The sequence below is a fragment of the Escherichia sp. WS1451 genome (genome assembly GCF_046487365.1).
Taxonomy (GTDB): domain Bacteria; phylum Pseudomonadota; class Gammaproteobacteria; order Enterobacterales; family Enterobacteriaceae; genus Escherichia; species Escherichia coli.
On the sequence record NZ_JBJQJP010000014.1, the window covers coordinates 91,152 to 107,822 of the forward strand.

19 protein-coding genes are annotated in these 16,671 nt (G+C 41.5%); 17 read left to right on the forward strand and 2 right to left on the reverse strand.

The features are described 5' to 3' along the window. Positions 1 to 110 precede the first annotated feature (110 nt). From ACJHX7_RS17690 to ACJHX7_RS17760, 15 genes are all read left to right on the forward strand, one after another. Positions 111 to 1,343: a toprim domain-containing protein gene (locus tag ACJHX7_RS17690; protein WP_000220381.1), complete on the forward strand. Its 1,233-nt coding sequence runs from the start codon at positions 111 to 113 to the stop codon at positions 1,341 to 1,343. Positions 1,344 to 1,613: 270 nt separating this feature from the next. After that, on the forward strand, positions 1,614 to 2,135 hold the full coding sequence (locus tag ACJHX7_RS17695; RefSeq protein WP_001010933.1) for a hypothetical protein: 522 nt from the start codon (positions 1,614 to 1,616) through the stop codon (positions 2,133 to 2,135). Between the two features lie 78 nt (positions 2,136 to 2,213). Further along, entirely contained in the window at positions 2,214 to 3,092 is an 879-nt protein-coding gene (locus tag ACJHX7_RS17700) for a hypothetical protein (protein ID WP_000762004.1), read from the forward strand. 70 nt (positions 3,093 to 3,162) lie between these two features. Then, positions 3,163 to 4,098: a hypothetical protein gene (locus tag ACJHX7_RS17705; RefSeq protein WP_000691118.1), complete on the forward strand. Its 936-nt coding sequence runs from the start codon at positions 3,163 to 3,165 to the stop codon at positions 4,096 to 4,098. Positions 4,099 to 4,166: 68 nt separating this feature from the next. Then, entirely contained in the window at positions 4,167 to 5,087 is a 921-nt protein-coding gene (locus ACJHX7_RS17710; protein WP_000991699.1) for a hypothetical protein, read from the forward strand. Positions 5,088 to 5,153: 66 nt separating this feature from the next. Further along, entirely contained in the window at positions 5,154 to 6,092 is a 939-nt protein-coding gene (locus ACJHX7_RS17715) for a hypothetical protein (RefSeq protein ID WP_000472043.1), read from the forward strand. Between the two features lie 171 nt (positions 6,093 to 6,263). Then, positions 6,264 to 7,220 (forward strand): hypothetical protein, encoded by a 957-nt coding sequence (locus ACJHX7_RS17720; RefSeq protein WP_046788424.1) that lies wholly within the window; start codon positions 6,264 to 6,266, stop codon positions 7,218 to 7,220. Between the two features lie 263 nt (positions 7,221 to 7,483). Continuing rightward, positions 7,484 to 7,759, forward strand: a complete 276-nt coding sequence (locus ACJHX7_RS17725; RefSeq protein ID WP_001004201.1) for a hypothetical protein — start codon at positions 7,484 to 7,486, stop codon at positions 7,757 to 7,759. Between the two features lie 44 nt (positions 7,760 to 7,803). Next, complete coding sequence (locus ACJHX7_RS17730) at positions 7,804 to 8,394, forward strand: hypothetical protein (RefSeq protein WP_000578892.1); 591 nt, start codon at positions 7,804 to 7,806, stop codon at positions 8,392 to 8,394. A gap of 7 nt (positions 8,395 to 8,401) precedes the next feature. Continuing rightward, a complete protein-coding gene (locus ACJHX7_RS17735; protein WP_001371933.1) occupies positions 8,402 to 8,659 on the forward strand; it encodes a hypothetical protein in 258 nt (85 codons plus the stop codon). 73 nt (positions 8,660 to 8,732) lie between these two features. Next, positions 8,733 to 9,269 carry a hypothetical protein gene (locus tag ACJHX7_RS17740; protein WP_000107168.1) on the forward strand — a complete coding sequence of 179 codons (537 nt, stop codon included), beginning with the start codon at positions 8,733 to 8,735 and terminating at the stop codon, positions 9,267 to 9,269. Between the two features lie 16 nt (positions 9,270 to 9,285). Continuing rightward, on the forward strand, positions 9,286 to 9,732 hold the full coding sequence (locus ACJHX7_RS17745) for a hypothetical protein (RefSeq protein WP_000549069.1): 447 nt from the start codon (positions 9,286 to 9,288) through the stop codon (positions 9,730 to 9,732). Between the two features lie 90 nt (positions 9,733 to 9,822). Further along, positions 9,823 to 10,785: a DNA replication terminus site-binding protein gene (locus ACJHX7_RS17750; RefSeq protein WP_000119427.1), complete on the forward strand. Its 963-nt coding sequence runs from the start codon at positions 9,823 to 9,825 to the stop codon at positions 10,783 to 10,785. Between the two features lie 9 nt (positions 10,786 to 10,794). Then, a complete protein-coding gene (locus ACJHX7_RS17755; protein ID WP_001198594.1) occupies positions 10,795 to 11,700 on the forward strand; it encodes a hypothetical protein in 906 nt (301 codons plus the stop codon). Next, a complete protein-coding gene (locus ACJHX7_RS17760; RefSeq protein ID WP_001805195.1) occupies positions 11,636 to 11,980 on the forward strand; it encodes a hypothetical protein in 345 nt (114 codons plus the stop codon). Before ACJHX7_RS17755 ends, ACJHX7_RS17760 begins: the two co-directional genes overlap by 65 nt. Positions 11,981 to 12,001: 21 nt before the next feature. On the opposite strand, the gene ACJHX7_RS17765 is transcribed toward ACJHX7_RS17760, so the two are convergent. Further along, the gene (locus ACJHX7_RS17765; protein ID WP_000795947.1) at positions 12,002 to 13,177 is read right to left on the reverse strand and encodes a tyrosine-type recombinase/integrase; all 1,176 of its coding nucleotides are present in this window, start codon (positions 13,175 to 13,177) and stop codon (positions 12,002 to 12,004) included. 170 nt (positions 13,178 to 13,347) lie between these two features. On the opposite strand from ACJHX7_RS17765, the gene ACJHX7_RS17770 reads away from it, so the two are divergent. Both ACJHX7_RS17770 and ACJHX7_RS17775 read left to right on the forward strand, forming a co-directional pair. Next, positions 13,348 to 13,560, forward strand: a complete 213-nt coding sequence (locus ACJHX7_RS17770; RefSeq protein ID WP_001285422.1) for an Hha/YmoA family nucleoid-associated regulatory protein — start codon at positions 13,348 to 13,350, stop codon at positions 13,558 to 13,560. A 360-nt stretch (positions 13,561 to 13,920) separates the two neighbouring features. Then, on the forward strand, positions 13,921 to 15,003 hold the full coding sequence (locus ACJHX7_RS17775) for a hypothetical protein (RefSeq protein ID WP_001232449.1): 1,083 nt from the start codon (positions 13,921 to 13,923) through the stop codon (positions 15,001 to 15,003). A 166-nt stretch (positions 15,004 to 15,169) separates the two neighbouring features. Here the strand turns inward: ACJHX7_RS17775 and ACJHX7_RS17780 are convergent, their stop codons facing one another. Further along, positions 15,170 to 16,669 carry a helix-hairpin-helix domain-containing protein gene (locus tag ACJHX7_RS17780; protein WP_001284313.1) on the reverse strand — a complete coding sequence of 500 codons (1,500 nt, stop codon included), beginning with the start codon at positions 16,667 to 16,669 and terminating at the stop codon, positions 15,170 to 15,172. Between the last annotated feature and the right edge of the window lie 2 nt (positions 16,670 to 16,671).

Below are 16,671 nucleotides of genomic sequence, written 5' to 3' on the forward strand. Positions count from 1 at the left end.
TTGAGGGCCCCCGGGCCCTCTTTCTTAAATTCTGCGTTGTGGGTTTCTCCCTGTCTTCTGCACCGCAGAAGGCATTGAGAAACTCACAATGCCAGATAAGAGAGATCATCATGACTTATGCATCCCCGGCTCTTCGTCGTAATCCACAGGAAGTATCTGAACACTTTATTAAACTCGTTCATGCTCGAATTGCTGAAGTGTCTGGCTGGAAGTATATATTCGAAAGAATACCTGCTTTCAAAGACGCTTGTGCAAAAGCCCCGAGCCAGGTTCCTTGCCCGTTTACTGGCGCAGGGAAATCGAAGTTTCGTTTCCGACAAAAAGACCTTTATACCGGATGTGCGATCCATAATGACTTTCCGGTAAATGAGTTTTGCGACGGAATTGATGTTCTGGCGAAATATTATGAATTAAGTAAAACGCAGACTTGCAAAAAGATTCTCTCAGATTTTTTCGGGATGGATCTGCATGCTCCGTTAACTGACGCCGACATTGAAAATGAACGACGCTATAAATCAGCAGTTCGTGCCACAGAAACTCTTGACCGAGAGGAAGTGGCAAAGCGAATGCGAAAACTTGATGTGATGTATCACTATACCGGTGAAATCAAGCCTAATACTCCTGTTGCTTTGTACCTCCGTAATCGTGGGATCTCCCGCTTACTGAGTCACTTACCAAAGGATTTAGGCTTTAATAACCGGATCTACTATTGGGATAAAGATAAGCAGAAATCGATTATCTATCCGGGAATGATTGCGATCTATCGTGACACCCGAGGTCGGCCTCTGACTATTCATAGAACATACGTAGACAAAAATGGTGATAAGGCACCTGTAGAAAATCCAAAGCTGATGATGAAGCCTCCTGCCGATATGACAGGTGGCTCAATTCAGTTGTTTGACCCTCACTATGATTCAGGTAGTTCGACCTGGACACTGGGAGTGGCTGAAGGGATCGAGAACGCGCTTTCTGTTGTAGAAGCGACTTCAACACCATGCTGGGCAGCCAGCTCCGCATGGTGCCTTGAAAACGTTACTGTTCCTGATTTTTTACTGCCTCCGCCGGATGTAAAATCTATAAACTTTTATATCTGGGCGGATAAGGATATTGCTAACTCACAAGGCACTCGTGCCGGTATTGAAGCTGCTCAGCGACTTCAAAGCCGCATGGTTGAGTTTTTGGCTAAACGATATCCCGCATCAAAGCTGACAATTGAAGTCTTCGAACCAGCACAAGATATTCCTGATGGGAAAAAGGGTATCGACTGGAACGATGTTCTCCAGTTAACAGGGCAGGATGGATTCCCGATTCACTGGGCTCCTGAATGTCTTAATCAGCTGTAACAACGATAACTCCCCCGCTTTTTGCGGGGGGGGTTATCTTATCAATATTATATTTTAAAATTGTATTGATAAGATAACCGCTTTCCTTCGTGATAATTACCTGCCTTTAAGGTCTTTTCACGGCTGAGATGCTTGCTCAGTTAAATAAATGTGCGGTACTACTGGCTATGGTCGGTTGTATGACATGGTTATTCCATAAACTATTAAAACCCATAACGGGAGTATTACCGTTATGGTGATGCTCGTCGTTTTACATCGGAGAGCATTTTAATGAATTTTCAAATTAACGAAGTTTTTAATAAATTTGCTGCTGTTATAAAATCGCGCATCGTCAATGAACCATCGTCATGCTATTTGCTGCATGATAATGAGATAGATATAACGATTTTGAAACATAGCATATTAGAAAATGACAGAAACCTGTTGTACGTAGTTCGTCCTTCAGGAACGTGTTTGTTGCGTTGTGACAAATATTTCTATCCGAAATATTATCTTCGTTGCCGTGGAGATTATAAGTCATTCATATATGTCCATCTTGATCTACATAGTGGTGAAGCTAAAGAAATCACATGGGAGCAAGCAGACGATATGCTGTCTAGTCCAGGAAAACCCCCATTAAAAGGGAATCTTGGACGATTTGAGTATATAAAAGTTGTGGTTGAGGACCTTCGTATTCGAGGTTACGCTGATTATCTTCCTGCGTATAATCTTGATGACCTTCGCCGTTTTGCCTTACAGGACGACCGCCCATCCCTTGTCAGATACATTGACAATGTCATGGCAACGGTCTGATTGATTGCTAATTGATTTACATATTTTCCCTGATGGCCAACCTGCATCAGGGAGGCCTCAATAACGAATGGAGGCTGTATGAAGTTAGCTACGGACCTGGTAAAAGCTATTTTGATTAGAAATGGCGTTGAACCAGTAAATATAAGCGAATCATCTAAGTTATCTTTGAAACAACCACTGACAGAACTTAAATTCAGTTTATATTTGCGAACTGAGCATTTATCTCACTTCCTACCCGGTTATGTTTATTCTATAAAAGAATGTCCACTGTCATATGACATCGGGATCGAAATTCAGAAAATCTTCGAAAGTTTACATTTGTTAAACGAAGAATTTGAATCCCTCGGTTTTGTTTCTGTATGGATAGAAATGCATCAAAGCATTTTTGAACAAAGTCGGTTTAAGAAAAGTAACTTTACTTTTCGGGAGGAAGAGGTCGAGCTTGCTAAAGGGCTTGTTTGTTCTCACAATTCACAAATAAGTAATGCGGCTTATTTCTGGCTTCAGCACTTTGAGGAGTTTATGATTTATGTTCGTAATAAGCTTATCGACCTCTTTCGAGAGGCCTATGACCTGATCCTTGGAATGCAGCAAGTATTTTTCATTCGGGAAAAGGAAGAGCTGTTGAAAACTATAAGTTATGGCGATGAGCTGTATGAGGTGAAATTCATGGCGGCTGAGCTTTACTCTATCGAACAGAACTTAAAGTGTTCTGAATCGATAAGTACAAAATCTCAAGCTTCGGCATATATTAACCGCATCCGTGAGTTTGTGCGTTCGGGGTGGAGGCAGGGCTATATAGTCTGCCATCATAAGCGAAGTAATCAAATTTCATCATTGTCATTACCGATGTACTTGAAAGATACGTCAGGCCGAAGTGCTCGAAAGCGAGTAAAACGTCTTATATCTTCTACAGTTTGTGGTAGAAATAAAGATTTAGGTCTTACAGATTTTTAATTAAATTATACCCATGTGGGGATCACACCCCATATGGGAGTGATCCCTTTTTTTATTGAGAGAGGATCACATGAAAATTATCGAAAAAATCATTAATGCCTTTTTGGTTGTTCAACATAAAAAAATACAGGTTAAAAACATTACATTTTTAGACAATGGGCAGGGCATGTTCTCTGGTATGTCTTTTGATGCTGATGTTTCACTGGAGTTTATGTATGAATCAGCAAAAGCATATAGTTCTTGTTTCTGTGATATTCCCTTTCCAGGTTTTGAAGATGCAAATCTGGAGGAAATTACGAAATTTCAATTAGATGCTTTGAAGCAAAGAAAGAATCATTCTTTCTTTGTTAACCATTTGAGGTTTCCTATAGTTTTAAGGGAAGGGTGCAAAATCGAAAGAGGAGAAGTCTATTCAATTTCGAATTGCACTTATAATAAAGAAAGATTGCAGTATCTTTTTTCTCAGGATATTTACGGTAAGTTGTATAATTCCTTAGAGAAAGAATTAAGCTCGTTTTTCTCATTTATCAATGTTGAGGTGCACGAGTTGTTAAAAGATGCTGTATGCTTTGCATTAAAAATCCTGAATAAGATATCTTTGGATACACCTGAAAGACTTATTAAAGCTTTTAATTATCGTGACTGGTATTGTAGTTACGATGTTGAGCTTTTTAGGAAAGGCTTACCTGGTCATATTCTGGAAGAGCTCATTGCTCCAGATATCTTACTTTCAGACCTTAACGGTTGTAGAAAAATACTTAGAAATGCAAAACGATTTCTAAATGGACATACACAAACCAATTGTGTTTATATTAAATATGAATGGTGGTTGGGGCCTGTTGATACCTCACACTCAGCTAAGTTGATGTCTGACAAAGAAATTAATAACCGAAGTGACTTGAAGAATTTTTCAAAGGTCTTTTTCAAAGAGTGTTTAAGTTCTGGTAAGTCGGAATATGAAAACCATCTTAGTGAAAAAGAACATGCGCTTCGCTATAATTATTAATTAAAATTATTTTCTCCCATAGGGATTTCTCCCTATGGGAGAAATCCCTCTATTAAGAGGGTATTGAAATGAATGCTATACAAAAGTTAGTTGAATCTATTCTTGTTAAAATGGGTTTTGTTGGCGCTGTAGTGGAAAATATATATTTGGATTCAAAACCATTTCGGCATATTCGATTTGTGGCTGATATTCCAGTAATATCTTTTCTACCTCATTTGGTGAAATATCTTAAGGGTGCAGACCATCTTTACAGTGGTAACGATGATTTGCATCCTCTTTTCATTTATTTTTCCGAAGCGGCTACATTAAAAGCAGGTCCTGTAAATCTCGCGAACTTTCGTTTTGAAGTTTCTATAGCTTCAACTCATTTACGACTGGTCTCAGAGCAGCCTGATTTGCTTTTCAAAGGATTTAACCGGGATAATCTAGAATACGTTTATTACCGCTCAGATTTGGCCTCTAAGGATCTTATACTAGGCCTTGTTGAACACGGTTCTCCTTTCATAAAACATCTACATGGACTTATACAAAAGCGAATTTTAAACGAGTTCTCTCTGATTTTTTCTGTTCTTGAAAAGATTTTAGAAAGCGCGAAGCCACAAATTCTTGCTTGCTTCCATAGTGTTGATTATGAAATGAACGTAAAAATAATAGCCGAAGCTATACCTGAAACTGTATCTAATCAGATAGTCACATCTGATTATATAGTTAATTCTATATCAGATGCGGACAAGTTTATAAATCATGTTCGTCGCTATTTAGCAGGCAGGGTAATGAAGAGGCGGATATACGCTGAATTAGATGTTTGTGAAGAAACATCAAGTATTTCACTAGTGAACTTAGGATGCTTTACGTCTCCTCTGCTCGTTACGGAATATCAAATGTTTAAGCCACACTCTTCAGGGTTATATCGAAAAGCTATAAACAACTCCTTAAAACAGTTCAAACCAGAAATGCATGTACCTTCTGAAGAACTCTTTTATAATTAATCTAACCCATCCGGGAACCTGCTTCCCGGTGGGAAGCACTTCCTTTTTAGTCATGAGGTAGTGTAAATGTTTAAAGAATCTGACCACGTGGAATTTGTTAGTGCCTTTCTTTATCAAAATTTAGGCCTTAATGTTTCCGCTGACGATATAACCGTTCAATTATCTGATACTTCGTTCGACAAAGTAACCTTTGATTACGATGTAGATATCGATAATTTAAATTGTATGTTGGATCTCTACATATCTGAGCTAATAAAGCACAACGCATCTTACTCCGATTCTATTCTTTTGAAACAAAAAATAATTTATTTTCTTGGAGTATTTAAGAATTTCGGATTTTTTACGTTTGATATTCGCGGATATAGTAATACTTTAAGCCCAGTTAAAGTTATTGATATTGTTTCAATGATTATTAATGACTGTGAAGAGTTATCTAAAGCTAATTCTTCTACTGATGCTATAAGAAATCTTTATCTCGATAAAATGAAGGTGGATGGGAAAGTGTTAGTTGCGAAATTTGCACTTAAACAGTTTTTTCATTCCGACTTTGGTGACTTTATCTCATTTGTCGAGAAAAGAATTACAGATTGTCTTAATGAAACTTTAAGGATTATCAAAGCTGTTGAACATGGCTTTGTACGTGTAGGGCAGCATAAGATTAATCGCCGTATTAATGATGACTTAAAGTTATGCATTGATTTCAATACTGATGATTATCCGGCAAATATGCCAGATATATATATTAAGTTTAACGATACATTTGATGGGAACGGGGCGTTATATTGTGACAATGATGCCCTCATATCCCTCTATACCGATGTTGCTTCAATTATCAATGTGCCGGTGATGATGGAAGTAAGATTGATCAATAAAAGAGGGCGTGTTGTCTGTGATTCTTCGCATTCAACTTACGTATCTCTCGAAAGTAATGACCGATACAGAGTAACTGATCGCACATTACTAATAACTGAAGCTTTTGACGATTTTCGTAACGCGTCTCAATGATCCTTTTGCTTCAGTCCAAAAAAGTAACTTTGGTTGGCTGAAGACACTTGTCTATGACAATGTAAAATCTGTCGCTGGCATCTTCTTTTAGCTTAACCAAATTTTTATCTAACCCAGTGGGGAAGTCGCTTCCCTTCTGGGGCACTTCCTCTCAAATTCGAGGTAGTGTATATGACACATTCATCTGATGATAAAAACTATGTCCGAGCAGTTCTGAGTTATCTTGGCATAGATTTTGATGAGGCGGATATAGTATTAAGTGTTTGCCATTGTCAAAGTGACGAGCTTTCTTTTACCTGTAATATCAAAGCTATTGAACTCAAGAATGTTGTTGATTTATATGTCGATAGTATCTCTGAGAATGAAATAGAAGCTTTAAACAGAGAATCTTTAAAATCGCGACTCTGTTACTTTCTTGAGGTGTTTGACGCAGTCTCTGGTCAGTACCTTGAAATTTCAGGAAAACACTTTGCAACTAGTCGTTTTGAATATGATGATGTTTGTAGTGAAGTTCTTAGCATGTCTAATGATGTTTCTCAGTCGAAAGGTTATGACCGGGATGAATATAACAGACTGATGCAGGTTGATGGTCAGGTTATGATTGCCCGTTTTGCTTTGCAACAGTTCTGGGATACTCATTTTATTGGACTAATAACATTTGTATCTGAGTCTATAACATCGAGCCTCTATAAAGCTTATGAAACTTTTAGTGATATTAGTTTGGCTTGCTATAAACTGAGTGAATATTCTTATTCACGCTCTATCAACAGTGAATTGACCCTTAATATTTCACTTAAAGAAAATGACTTCTGTGAGGACCTATCTGATTGCTATATGGAAGATGAGGCTTTACCTTCTGGTAGGGTAATTTCTCGACGCAACAATGACTCCATAATAAGTATTTATGAGAGCTATGCTGCGGCTTCTTATATTCCGATGATTGCATCTTTGGAAGTCGTTGATGAATACGGCGAAGTGGTTACTGACCTCTGCCATACCGTTTATGTTTCAGAGTTAACCGGTGGGCGGATTAAAATCCACGACCGTAATGACTTAGTATCTGAAGTTTTCGATAACCTAAGAAATTTAAATCTTGCAGTTGGAGATTCAGTTTCACAAGCTGCTTGATTCTTTCCCTGATTTTGATTTTTTCTCACATACTCTTATGGCACGGTTTCCGTGCCTTTTTTTTGCCTCGCTTACAAGCGTCTACTCCTCTTCTACCTATCCCACCTTACATCACCACTTAAAATCTATCTTTCTAATTCCATTATCCTTTTCGTAGCCTCTAATGCTCTGGTATGAACATACTCTTTAAACTCAAAAAAGTGCTATTAACGAAAAAAAATCCCTAAAGAGATTTGTATACTGTTCTCAACCAAGGAGAGCTCATGAATGAACTAAAATCCAAAAACGAGAACAGTACCAAAAGCAACTTTCCCCCGGTTGATAATCAGTTTTGCTTTTACCATGTTGATTTCAGCATAGAACGACTACTTTCTACGGCCGAGGATCTCCAGCTTGAGTACATCTTCCAGAAACCTGGAAGTGAAGTAAGAAAGGATTTGGTTGAGCGATTCGAACGTGGAGAGCGCTTTGTTACAGCTTCACACTGTGACAATTTCTGTGAAATCCTTGGTTGTCAAGGCCATCAGGAAAATGCATAAACCCATAAACCTACATTTCCACTTTTAAGGATGTTCACTAAAGAATGATTGGAGAAAGTATTTTTGACTGGGTAATTTACGGAATATCCATTTTGATATTTGCCTCAGCACTAATTGAAGGAAAGACAACTCGCTACCCAGCACTTTTTTTCTATGGGAGTTTAATTTTAATGTTAATCCTGATAGTTGCTGGAGGCCTTAACTGGTGGTTCTACAGGTCAAAATATGGCGCAGTAATCGTTATCTTCACAGTGGTTTCTTTACTGATGACTCGATTCCGCCTGGTCATATATAAATTAAGATTAAGAAAGTTAGTTTCAGAGATCAGATTTCGTATAAAAACGGGTTTTCGTATAATTCTTGTTTTGTCGGATAATGAGGATGAGCGTAATGTTCTGCTGTCTATGCTTAGCAACGTATTGCCAGAGCAAACGCTTATTCACACGCGTGATGCTCTCGGACCTCATTCAGGGCCTATCCTAAAAGCTCTTGAGCTACATCATCAACAGGGAACAGGTTACATACTCGTCTGTGAACAACAAATCTCAGCGCGTACGTGGTTGAGTATCGTAGAAAATGGGAAACCTGATACATCTATAGCTGTTAATTTTCATTCGATCCCAGAAATGGAGTGATTTTTCAATGAGTAGAACCGTTTCACAAAGTGTCACAGAAGATTGTCTTTTTGATACCCGCACACAAGTCAGATTACAACTAAGTCGAAGCGTTCATAAAACGCTGGCATCTGCTAAAGAAATTTTACAGGGAAGGGGGGTTGATTCGGTCTCTATTGAAGATCTTGTGCGAGCCTGTCTTGAAGAGAACCAGCCAATTGATCTCGCCTCACTTTACCTTGAAAATCTCTTAAAACAGAAAGGTACCAGCATTTGCGATTTTTAGTGTTTTCAAACCTATTAGATAAAATGCCGGTTGTGTTTATATAACATCAATAATTTCATGCAACAGGTAAAACATGAGTACTCAAAAGCAACTTTCCAGAACAACCGGCACTGAACGTATGTTTAAGGAAGAGCTGGCGTTATCCTTAATTTGTTGGGTTTTCACCAGTCCATTTACCAACTGGACCGATAAAGTCTTCAGTGGTATTGAAGTTCCGTCTGAAGGACCGTCAACATTACTGGGTGAGGCTGAAAAATTCTTTCGTTTTGTCGTTAATGAAGAAGGCTACGACGCAGGAAGGGCTGCTCTTGGTCTTGACCTATGTTGTTTTTCACTTCCGTCGTGTTTGTTCCCGGACGCTGCCCTGTCTGAGGAAGAGGTTATGAGTAAGTTAACCGGAGAAGTTATCCATGGGATTCTTCTTTCCTTACCTGAATTTATTGATATGCCAGAAGTGCTCGCTTACCAGGTCAGGGATGAAATTCTTGCTTTTAACACTCGCTGTGGAGACGGGATCTTTCATGGTTGGAACACGGCTTCAGAATTGTGGAAGTTTGAAATCTTTCCCCGCACCACCATCATGATGCAGCATACTTCGGCAATACATTAAAATTAGGCGGGGCAGAATGCATAAAAAACTTTTTCTTCTCGAATGGAAACCCTGTCAGAGCCGCGTATGGGCCGGTTGGATGGCCCTGTGGTTGACTATCAGTTTTCTGATGTTATCTGCCTTGCTTATGACAGATCATCTCCTGAACAAAGTCATCCTGCCGCCAACATGGTTGTTGATCTGGTTTTCGCCAATGCTGGGGTTTTTGATAAAAGTTCGCGTCGTCGAAACTCAACATTTCCTGGAGCATGACCTCTGTGTTGCAGGTTTCTCTTTTTACCGCTGGAAGAGGTTAGTTTCTCCCGGGCTTTGGTCAGTTGACTGTATAAATGGTCGTTTTCGCCTCAATCGGATCACCCAGGTGGGTAAGACTATCCACTATCCATGGCGTCTCCATTATCATCCTTTGTTCATGAGCCCTATCGAACATAAATCGCATGCTGTGAAAGCTGTTTCAAAATGACTTCTTTAGAGGTTTACATGACATTTATGTTCTGCAAGGTCAGCCAGGGCAGCAAAATTGATTTGAAATAACATGAGCCTGGAGAAACGTATGAGTTATGACGATTTGCCCTATTTTCGTGACCAGATTCTGGAACGTATCGACTCGCTTAAGTGTTTTCTTTCGAACACCCCCCCGCTGATGGCAAACCTGATGACTGTCTCCACCGTATCTCGAACAGAAGAGCGACTGAAGCAGGTTAAACCCATCAGGGTTAGTGTTAAAGACGATGCTTCGGTTGAGGAAATTATTCAGGCACTTACTGACATCTGTGTGGATGACATAGAGTCATTAAGTCATGATTCCACCAAAGTGACCACTAAATACCCGGGTCTTATCATTGTCCCAGAAAGAGCAGATCTTCTCGAAAGCTTGATCACATCTATAAATGAAGCAAAAAATGATTTTGCTGCGGCAATGAGGCGTATCGATAATAAAAAGAATGTCCGTTTTGATAAAGTGCACAAGAAGCTCCCGGGCCTTGTCGCTATGCACTCAACAAGAAATGTCCTTTTCATCAAGTCCCAGCTTAAAAAAGTTACTTTTTCATGGCGGCTAAACCGAAACCAGGAAGTTAAAACAGCAGAGCAACTTGTGAGTTTGTTGGAGCGCAGGAGAGCCTCAGAAGTAAAAAATGTAGCAACTACCAATTTGAATGTCGTGTCTAATATCGATAAGGCTTTACACCGTCTTGAATTTCACCCACTGAAGCAGGGCGAATCTTATCGCCTTTGTCGAACTAACTCTTTCCCTGTTCCGATTGCTCACATTTTTGCATTTAGGCCTGAAGGGCAGGAACGAAACGGGAATAAATATGCTGAGACTGATTATTCAGTAGTAAAAGCATCCTTGCCCATTTTCGCAGCAGGCAACATACCTCAATTAAAAACGCTCTCTGACTGGGCTCCTGAAAACAGCCAGGGCCCGTCCAACCAACGGAAGCTGAGCCTGAAATATACAGAACTCGTGCCGGGGGCTGAGCTGGGCATTTTCATTGTCAGCCCCGAAAATTAAGGAACAACAATGCAATGGATTTCCACAGCCAGCCAGAAAATCGATGAGCGTCTCTATCGTGTCTGCGTCTGGGTAAAAAAATATCACGCTGATGCGATTAACCGCGTTGTGCTTACCGTTGATCTAAGTAAAGCCCGACATGACCCTGACGAGGACCAGGTAAGAGCAGAGCTGCTGTGCGGCCATTATTTTTTGCTTCGTAAGGAAAACGCTTCGAACTCTGCGCCTGACGATCAAAAGTTTGCTTTCCTGCCTGACGGGCGCAATCTGTGTTGGCAGACCGCAACCCCGGTGCTTCAGCATCTCCTGCTCAATAAAAACGTTCCTGAGTCGCTGAGGTTGCTTACGGACTACATACATATGCGTCTGGCCAGGCTGACAATGGTACCAATGTCCGGAACCATCATGAACGAGGCTCTGCTGGACAGCATCAGCTGGGTTAAGGTGGATTTGACCTACTTCTGGCAGTACGAACAGCTCAGCTCTCATCTGGGACCCATCCAGATAACCCACAAGGCACTAGTACGCTTCGGGCATCTGGCAAAGAATGATGAAAACTCCAGTGCCATAAGAATCCTGCGTCAGCGTCTGTCTTCAGAATTCTTACAAGAATTTCAGATGGCTGAGGATGAGCTAAAGCGCAAACAGTCGTTGATGGGCACCATGGACGTGAAAATGCTGTTTCATGCTCATTACCCCAGCCAGAAGATGCTGGTGGCTCGATATAAAAATGGTTGGGTAATGGTGGATTGTTTTCTGTTTCATCATACCAAACCTAAGAAAAAAGCAAAAAACAAAACTACTGTGGCTAAGCCTCAACTTAAAGAGACTAAAAGAGAAGGGAGTGAAAATGGAACTGGGCATTATGGTGTGCATCGTGTTGTTACTCTCCGTGGCGGCGGCGTGGATCAGTAATAAGACAGTTGATTTGCTCGAAAGATTCTATTTCAAGCGTCCGCTGAGCATGGAGTACGCGGCATGGCTACGTGTAATGTGTGCAGGCTTGTTATTGGTTTTTATTCAGGTTGCTCCACAATTTACACTTCTGTATACCCTTAAACTTGTCACGCTTATTAATCTTGGAATCCAGACAATGAAATTAAATGGCGTGTACAAATATAAAAGAACGGGAATTTTGCCTCCGGGAGGGGCACTCTCTAATCTCACCAGACTTAACCCGTTCAAGAAAAAATAAAGTTATGCGCCCGTGAGGGCGCTATTCATCAAAGGCATTTCGCATAAGCTTGATCATTGCTTTTTTACCAGCTTCAATATTACGAATGTAGCGCATAACCATTTCTTCATTCGACCAGTTCCCCATTTCCATAATCTGTGGTAGCGAGTAACCTTCAATATTTAGCTGTATCGCTCCGCCTACACGAACGCTGTGCCCTGTCCAGTAACGAGTTTTAGTCTCATTTGGATAAAGCTCATTCCACATCTCTTTAAATGCTCGTAAAAGGGAATTTTTGCTGAGCATACCGGCATCGTCCACAGTGTCTTCTTCATCTTCATCGTTCAGAAGACTTTGCTTAGCACGATAGGGTAGGTTATGCCTTTTAAGAAGTTCAGATAGCTCATTCCCCTTACTCCGAAGCTTCCAGCCGGGTGGCATATAGCCTGTATCATGGAAATTTACGGCCTGGAAAAGGAATTCATCCGGATGACTGTGCTGATCCATTTTCACGAGGTTCATCAATCTCAAGAGGCAGTTAGTTAACTGACGTGTCAGCCGGTAGGTAAGAAGTGTACTAATGTTCGTTTTTGTACGGTATACCGTCAGGTTAAATTCACCGGTCATACTATCCAGAGACAGATCTTTCAGACGTATACGTCGAATTTCGGATGAACGGAGCAGTGTTTCAAAGCCTGTCCAGATCAGGCACAGGTCACGAAGTTTACGAACTGAGTTTGTAGTACTGCGTAACTTTATCAGAGCCTTGAGATCGCCAATAAGAAAGGGAGTTGCCTGTTTAGTCGTCTTTCGCTTCCGGGCTTCCGATTGTTTTAAGGCTTCCAGCATGTACCATGCTTCAGACGTAATAATCCCGGGCAGGTTAAGCCCTTTTTTATGGATACTATTTAAGGCCTGAAGACAGCTGTTTATGCTGCTTCGTGACAATTTGCCTTCAAGATGCCCCATAAACGCAAGCAGAGCGTCCTCAGACACGGGGAGCGAACTTACTGGCCAGTCTGTATGCAACCGGGCATTCGCCAGATACCATTCGTTCCATACTCGTAGCCAGTGCAGATAGGTTTTAGCAGTGTTGTATCTCAGATGGGAAAAGTAACGGATCAAGCGTGAAAGCTGTTTATCATGGTTGCCGAACGTTTCCAGCTGCTGATGCAATTCGCTTTCCGAAAACTGTCTGATCACTGATTGATTCTTCATCCTGCTCACCGGGATACACTGGTTTTAATTACAGGTCATTTTAGCACTCATGTACCTGGTTATGAACAGGGTGGAAACAACGAAAAAGGTTGTGAAATCGTTAGGCTTAAGTGAAAAATGATATTAAGATTATCCCTGGCCAGTTGAGGCCTGTCTAAAGAAGGTTGATTATGTCTGACACAAAGCAGTCTTATTTAATGAAATTCCGTAAGTGTAGTTCGTTCGAAACGCTCGAAAAAGTATTTGAAAGGTTATGTGAAAAAAACTCGGGTGTCGCCTCTCTTGAAATTTCTGGTGCTTATGATCATCGTAAAGCCGAACTGACAATGAAAAAGTTATATGACAAAGTTCCTGCGAGTGTGTGGACCTTTGTTCGCGAGTAATTATTAATATTGGCACAACAAAAAGACTGTGCCTAGATTTGAAAATAGTTTATGCCCCTTTCGGGGCTAAAGGCATTGTAATAGCCTGTCTTTTAAAGTTGTTTATTAAGTTCGGAGAAAAACTTTAATCATAAGCCAAGCCCACTGCTAAATACATCCGATATTCTCCTTCATTTTATTAGAAGTGATAAAAGTTACTTTACCTAAACTTCTCTCTCAATATTTGTAAGGCTCTCATTTGATTTTTGTCAAACATTAATCTGGAAGACGGAAAAATCATTTCTTTTAATACGTTTTACAGAAATCCTCCTCCGTTATTTCGGATATAGTTTGAATCATTATCAAAAACGGGGTGCAGCCATGCGTAAGAGTTATACATTTGGTATTCCATTTGGACTCCAGCGAGAATCAGGACTCTTTTTAGATATTACAGAGGTCAGCCGGGGTATTGACTGTAACTGCATCTGCCCCGCTTGCAAAACTGATCTGTTAGCAAAGCAGGGGGAGGTCAAGCTTTGGCATTTCTCACACAGTACAGCTGTAGCCGGTGACTGTGATGGTCTGATGGAAGCCATCCGGGGAAAGATTATTGAAGTCATCAACGAGCACCAGGTTCTTGGTTTCCCAAATCTTCTCGCTGGCGACGATGGTGGGCCGGTTTCACTGAATGAGGTTAGTGGAAGCGGCAGTATGTTCGGAGGCACAGCTGATCTGTTCGTAAAGGTTAATGATTTATGTGTGGCCGTCTTTCTGGACAGGGATCGCAGCATTTCAGAGAAGTTAACCTTTGACCATCTTCATCCTTCCGAAAGAGTTGCCGCATTGCGTATCGATCTTCCTGATATTGAATATGAAATCAGTCAGGTGCAGCTCGGGCGACGTAAAACAACATACAGTGAGTGCATTGAAAGCCTGATCATTGATGAGACCAGTTCCCGGGAATGGCTATATCATCCATTAATGCATGAACTTGAATCTGAACCTCTTCAGGAGTATCGGGGACGGGAGCCTTCAGAGGAAGGGCCTCTTCTTCAGCGCCTTGCTGACTGTAAGATGAAATTGCCTGATATCCTTCCGGGCAGTCATAACGCGCTAGTCAGGTTACAGCAGGATACGATTGTATGTCTGTGTCGGTTAACGGTTCGGGCTTATGACATCGCTCAGACCGATGAATTTCCTTTGTTCCTTCGCTATTTCAGGTTGCACTGCCTGGAAAACAGCGAACATGTCAGTTACGAAAGACTGATCTGCTGGCAGGAAATGATTTCAAAAACCCAGGAAGGCCAGTCCTTGACACAAAACGAACTTGAATATCTTCATGAGATTGTCCGCATCGCCTTTTACAATCACCGGCTTAACAATGTCAGTATTTCAGATGTTAAAAACCATGACACTGGAAAGAAGAGCGGCAGGGTAGAGTCACAAAATTATTCACTTTTATAAATAACTTGGGCTTTGCGCATTAAACCCTTGCCGCAGGCGGTGTACCGCATATCCGGCACAGACAGTCAGTTTTTTCTGGCAGCTTAAATTTGACACTGCTTAATATAGTGATTCATTAAACAGGTTCAGTATGCTGCCAGAACGTTTTAGTCGTAATGGGCGTCCGTTAGTTTTCAACTAACTGAACGACGACCAGCCTGCCGCCTTCCTCCTTTGACAGAACAAACTGAGCGTTATTCGTCAGTTCAATTTTTTCCCCAATGGCAATCTGTCGTTTATCCGGTAATGACATAAGCCCATTTATGCCTTCATTTACTAACCACCACTGATCGTTATGGAAAACAAAATACCCAACTCGTTTCCTTTGTGCATCGGTTGTGCGCTCATTTGGCGCAATGAGGCGATTCACATGCCACGCATAGATTGACTGCCCGCTCCACACCATCAACCGGTGGTCGTCAGGACGATAACTGCCTTCCTTTCGGGATGAATATAAATTTAGAACCGGTAATTTACCCTTGTATGGCGTACCGCAGTAGGGACAAACCGGCTTTGTCTTACCTGAGAAAACGTACCATTTCTGTTCACACGCCTTGTTCTGGCAGGGCTGTATCAGATCGACTGTTTTAACCAGGGCACTTTCCCACTCATCGGCGGTCGGGCGTTTATTGGCATCGTGTAAGCCATCAATAAAGGCGCGTTCAAACAAAGGCGTCAAATAAGGGCCCATGATGGTGTAAGGAATTTTCTCCGGGTCAGCCCAGGGCAGTGAAAAGGAGGATAGCTGACTGACTTTGACTGCATTGCTTTTGTCTGTCGGATGTTCAATGAAGAGTGCCTTCTCACCCATAGATAAGGTCTCATCACGTACTTCATCCGACATGTCATGTATTTTTCCGCCACGTAGCGGATGACGGAAGAACAGATACATGTAGATAAGCACCGACAGCGCATGACGGTCAGTAGAAATGCTTGGCAATACGCGGTTCGGATCCTCTTTGGAAAGATGGCTGGTTTTCACCACTTCCGGAGCGATAAAATCCGGGGTGCCCACGACGTCGGGAGGATACTTTCCAGGGACAACCAGGCCGTCTACGTCAATGATGCAGGCATGTCCCATTTCTGGATCGATAAGCACGTTTTTATAGCTTAGATCGCTGTGACAGAGACCTGCCGCATGCATCCTTCTGACGGCTCTTGTTAGCAGCAGACAGACCTTGAGATAGGTAAGCGTATTGCCTCGTTCACGTGGGTCGAGAAATTTATTCTGGTTGCTGGCGCTGGCAAACCATTTGCCTTCCTTTTCACGGCCTTTTATGCCAAGAAAATCATCGTTTTTAGAGCCGTATTTAAAGAAAAAGTAGCTTTTGTAGGTTGGAACCACGATGCCGATTTTATCCCCATGCTCAACAACGTGGGTCGGCCAGCAAAACAGGTCCTTCCAGTATTCACCTCCGGACTGGCCAAAAATGTTTTGCCTGTAGCGTCCGGTGATCATATCAATCCGATCCCGGGCCTGCTCGTTCTGCGGTTTATGATAAAAAGCGACGACGTATGATTTATCAGGCGAGAAGTAAACATCCTTCATCGAGCCCGAACCAATTACCTCGTCAACATACTGGACTGTTTCGCCGTCCTTTGTTTTGCACGTAACAATATTTGCCATAT

Coding starts and splice junctions, on each gene's coding strand:
- ACJHX7_RS17690 (WP_000220381.1), top strand. CDS start 111: ATGACTTATGCATCCCCGGCTCTTCGTCGTAATCCACAGGAAGTATCT.
- ACJHX7_RS17695 (WP_001010933.1), top strand. CDS start 1,614: ATGAATTTTCAAATTAACGAAGTTTTTAATAAATTTGCTGCTGTTATA.
- ACJHX7_RS17700 (WP_000762004.1), top strand. CDS start 2,214: ATGAAGTTAGCTACGGACCTGGTAAAAGCTATTTTGATTAGAAATGGC.
- ACJHX7_RS17705 (WP_000691118.1), top strand. CDS start 3,163: ATGAAAATTATCGAAAAAATCATTAATGCCTTTTTGGTTGTTCAACAT.
- ACJHX7_RS17710 (WP_000991699.1), top strand. CDS start 4,167: ATGAATGCTATACAAAAGTTAGTTGAATCTATTCTTGTTAAAATGGGT.
- ACJHX7_RS17715 (WP_000472043.1), top strand. CDS start 5,154: ATGTTTAAAGAATCTGACCACGTGGAATTTGTTAGTGCCTTTCTTTAT.
- ACJHX7_RS17720 (WP_046788424.1), top strand. CDS start 6,264: ATGACACATTCATCTGATGATAAAAACTATGTCCGAGCAGTTCTGAGT.
- ACJHX7_RS17725 (WP_001004201.1), top strand. CDS start 7,484: ATGAATGAACTAAAATCCAAAAACGAGAACAGTACCAAAAGCAACTTT.
- ACJHX7_RS17730 (WP_000578892.1), top strand. CDS start 7,804: ATGATTGGAGAAAGTATTTTTGACTGGGTAATTTACGGAATATCCATT.
- ACJHX7_RS17735 (WP_001371933.1), top strand. CDS start 8,402: ATGAGTAGAACCGTTTCACAAAGTGTCACAGAAGATTGTCTTTTTGAT.
- ACJHX7_RS17740 (WP_000107168.1), top strand. CDS start 8,733: ATGAGTACTCAAAAGCAACTTTCCAGAACAACCGGCACTGAACGTATG.
- ACJHX7_RS17745 (WP_000549069.1), top strand. CDS start 9,286: ATGCATAAAAAACTTTTTCTTCTCGAATGGAAACCCTGTCAGAGCCGC.
- ACJHX7_RS17750 (WP_000119427.1), top strand. CDS start 9,823: ATGAGTTATGACGATTTGCCCTATTTTCGTGACCAGATTCTGGAACGT.
- ACJHX7_RS17755 (WP_001198594.1), top strand. CDS start 10,795: ATGCAATGGATTTCCACAGCCAGCCAGAAAATCGATGAGCGTCTCTAT.
- ACJHX7_RS17760 (WP_001805195.1), top strand. CDS start 11,636: ATGGAACTGGGCATTATGGTGTGCATCGTGTTGTTACTCTCCGTGGCG.
- ACJHX7_RS17765 (WP_000795947.1), bottom strand. CDS start 13,177: ATGAAGAATCAATCAGTGATCAGACAGTTTTCGGAAAGCGAATTGCAT.
- ACJHX7_RS17770 (WP_001285422.1), top strand. CDS start 13,348: ATGTCTGACACAAAGCAGTCTTATTTAATGAAATTCCGTAAGTGTAGT.
- ACJHX7_RS17775 (WP_001232449.1), top strand. CDS start 13,921: ATGCGTAAGAGTTATACATTTGGTATTCCATTTGGACTCCAGCGAGAA.
- ACJHX7_RS17780 (WP_001284313.1), bottom strand. CDS start 16,669: ATGGCAAATATTGTTACGTGCAAAACAAAGGACGGCGAAACAGTCCAG.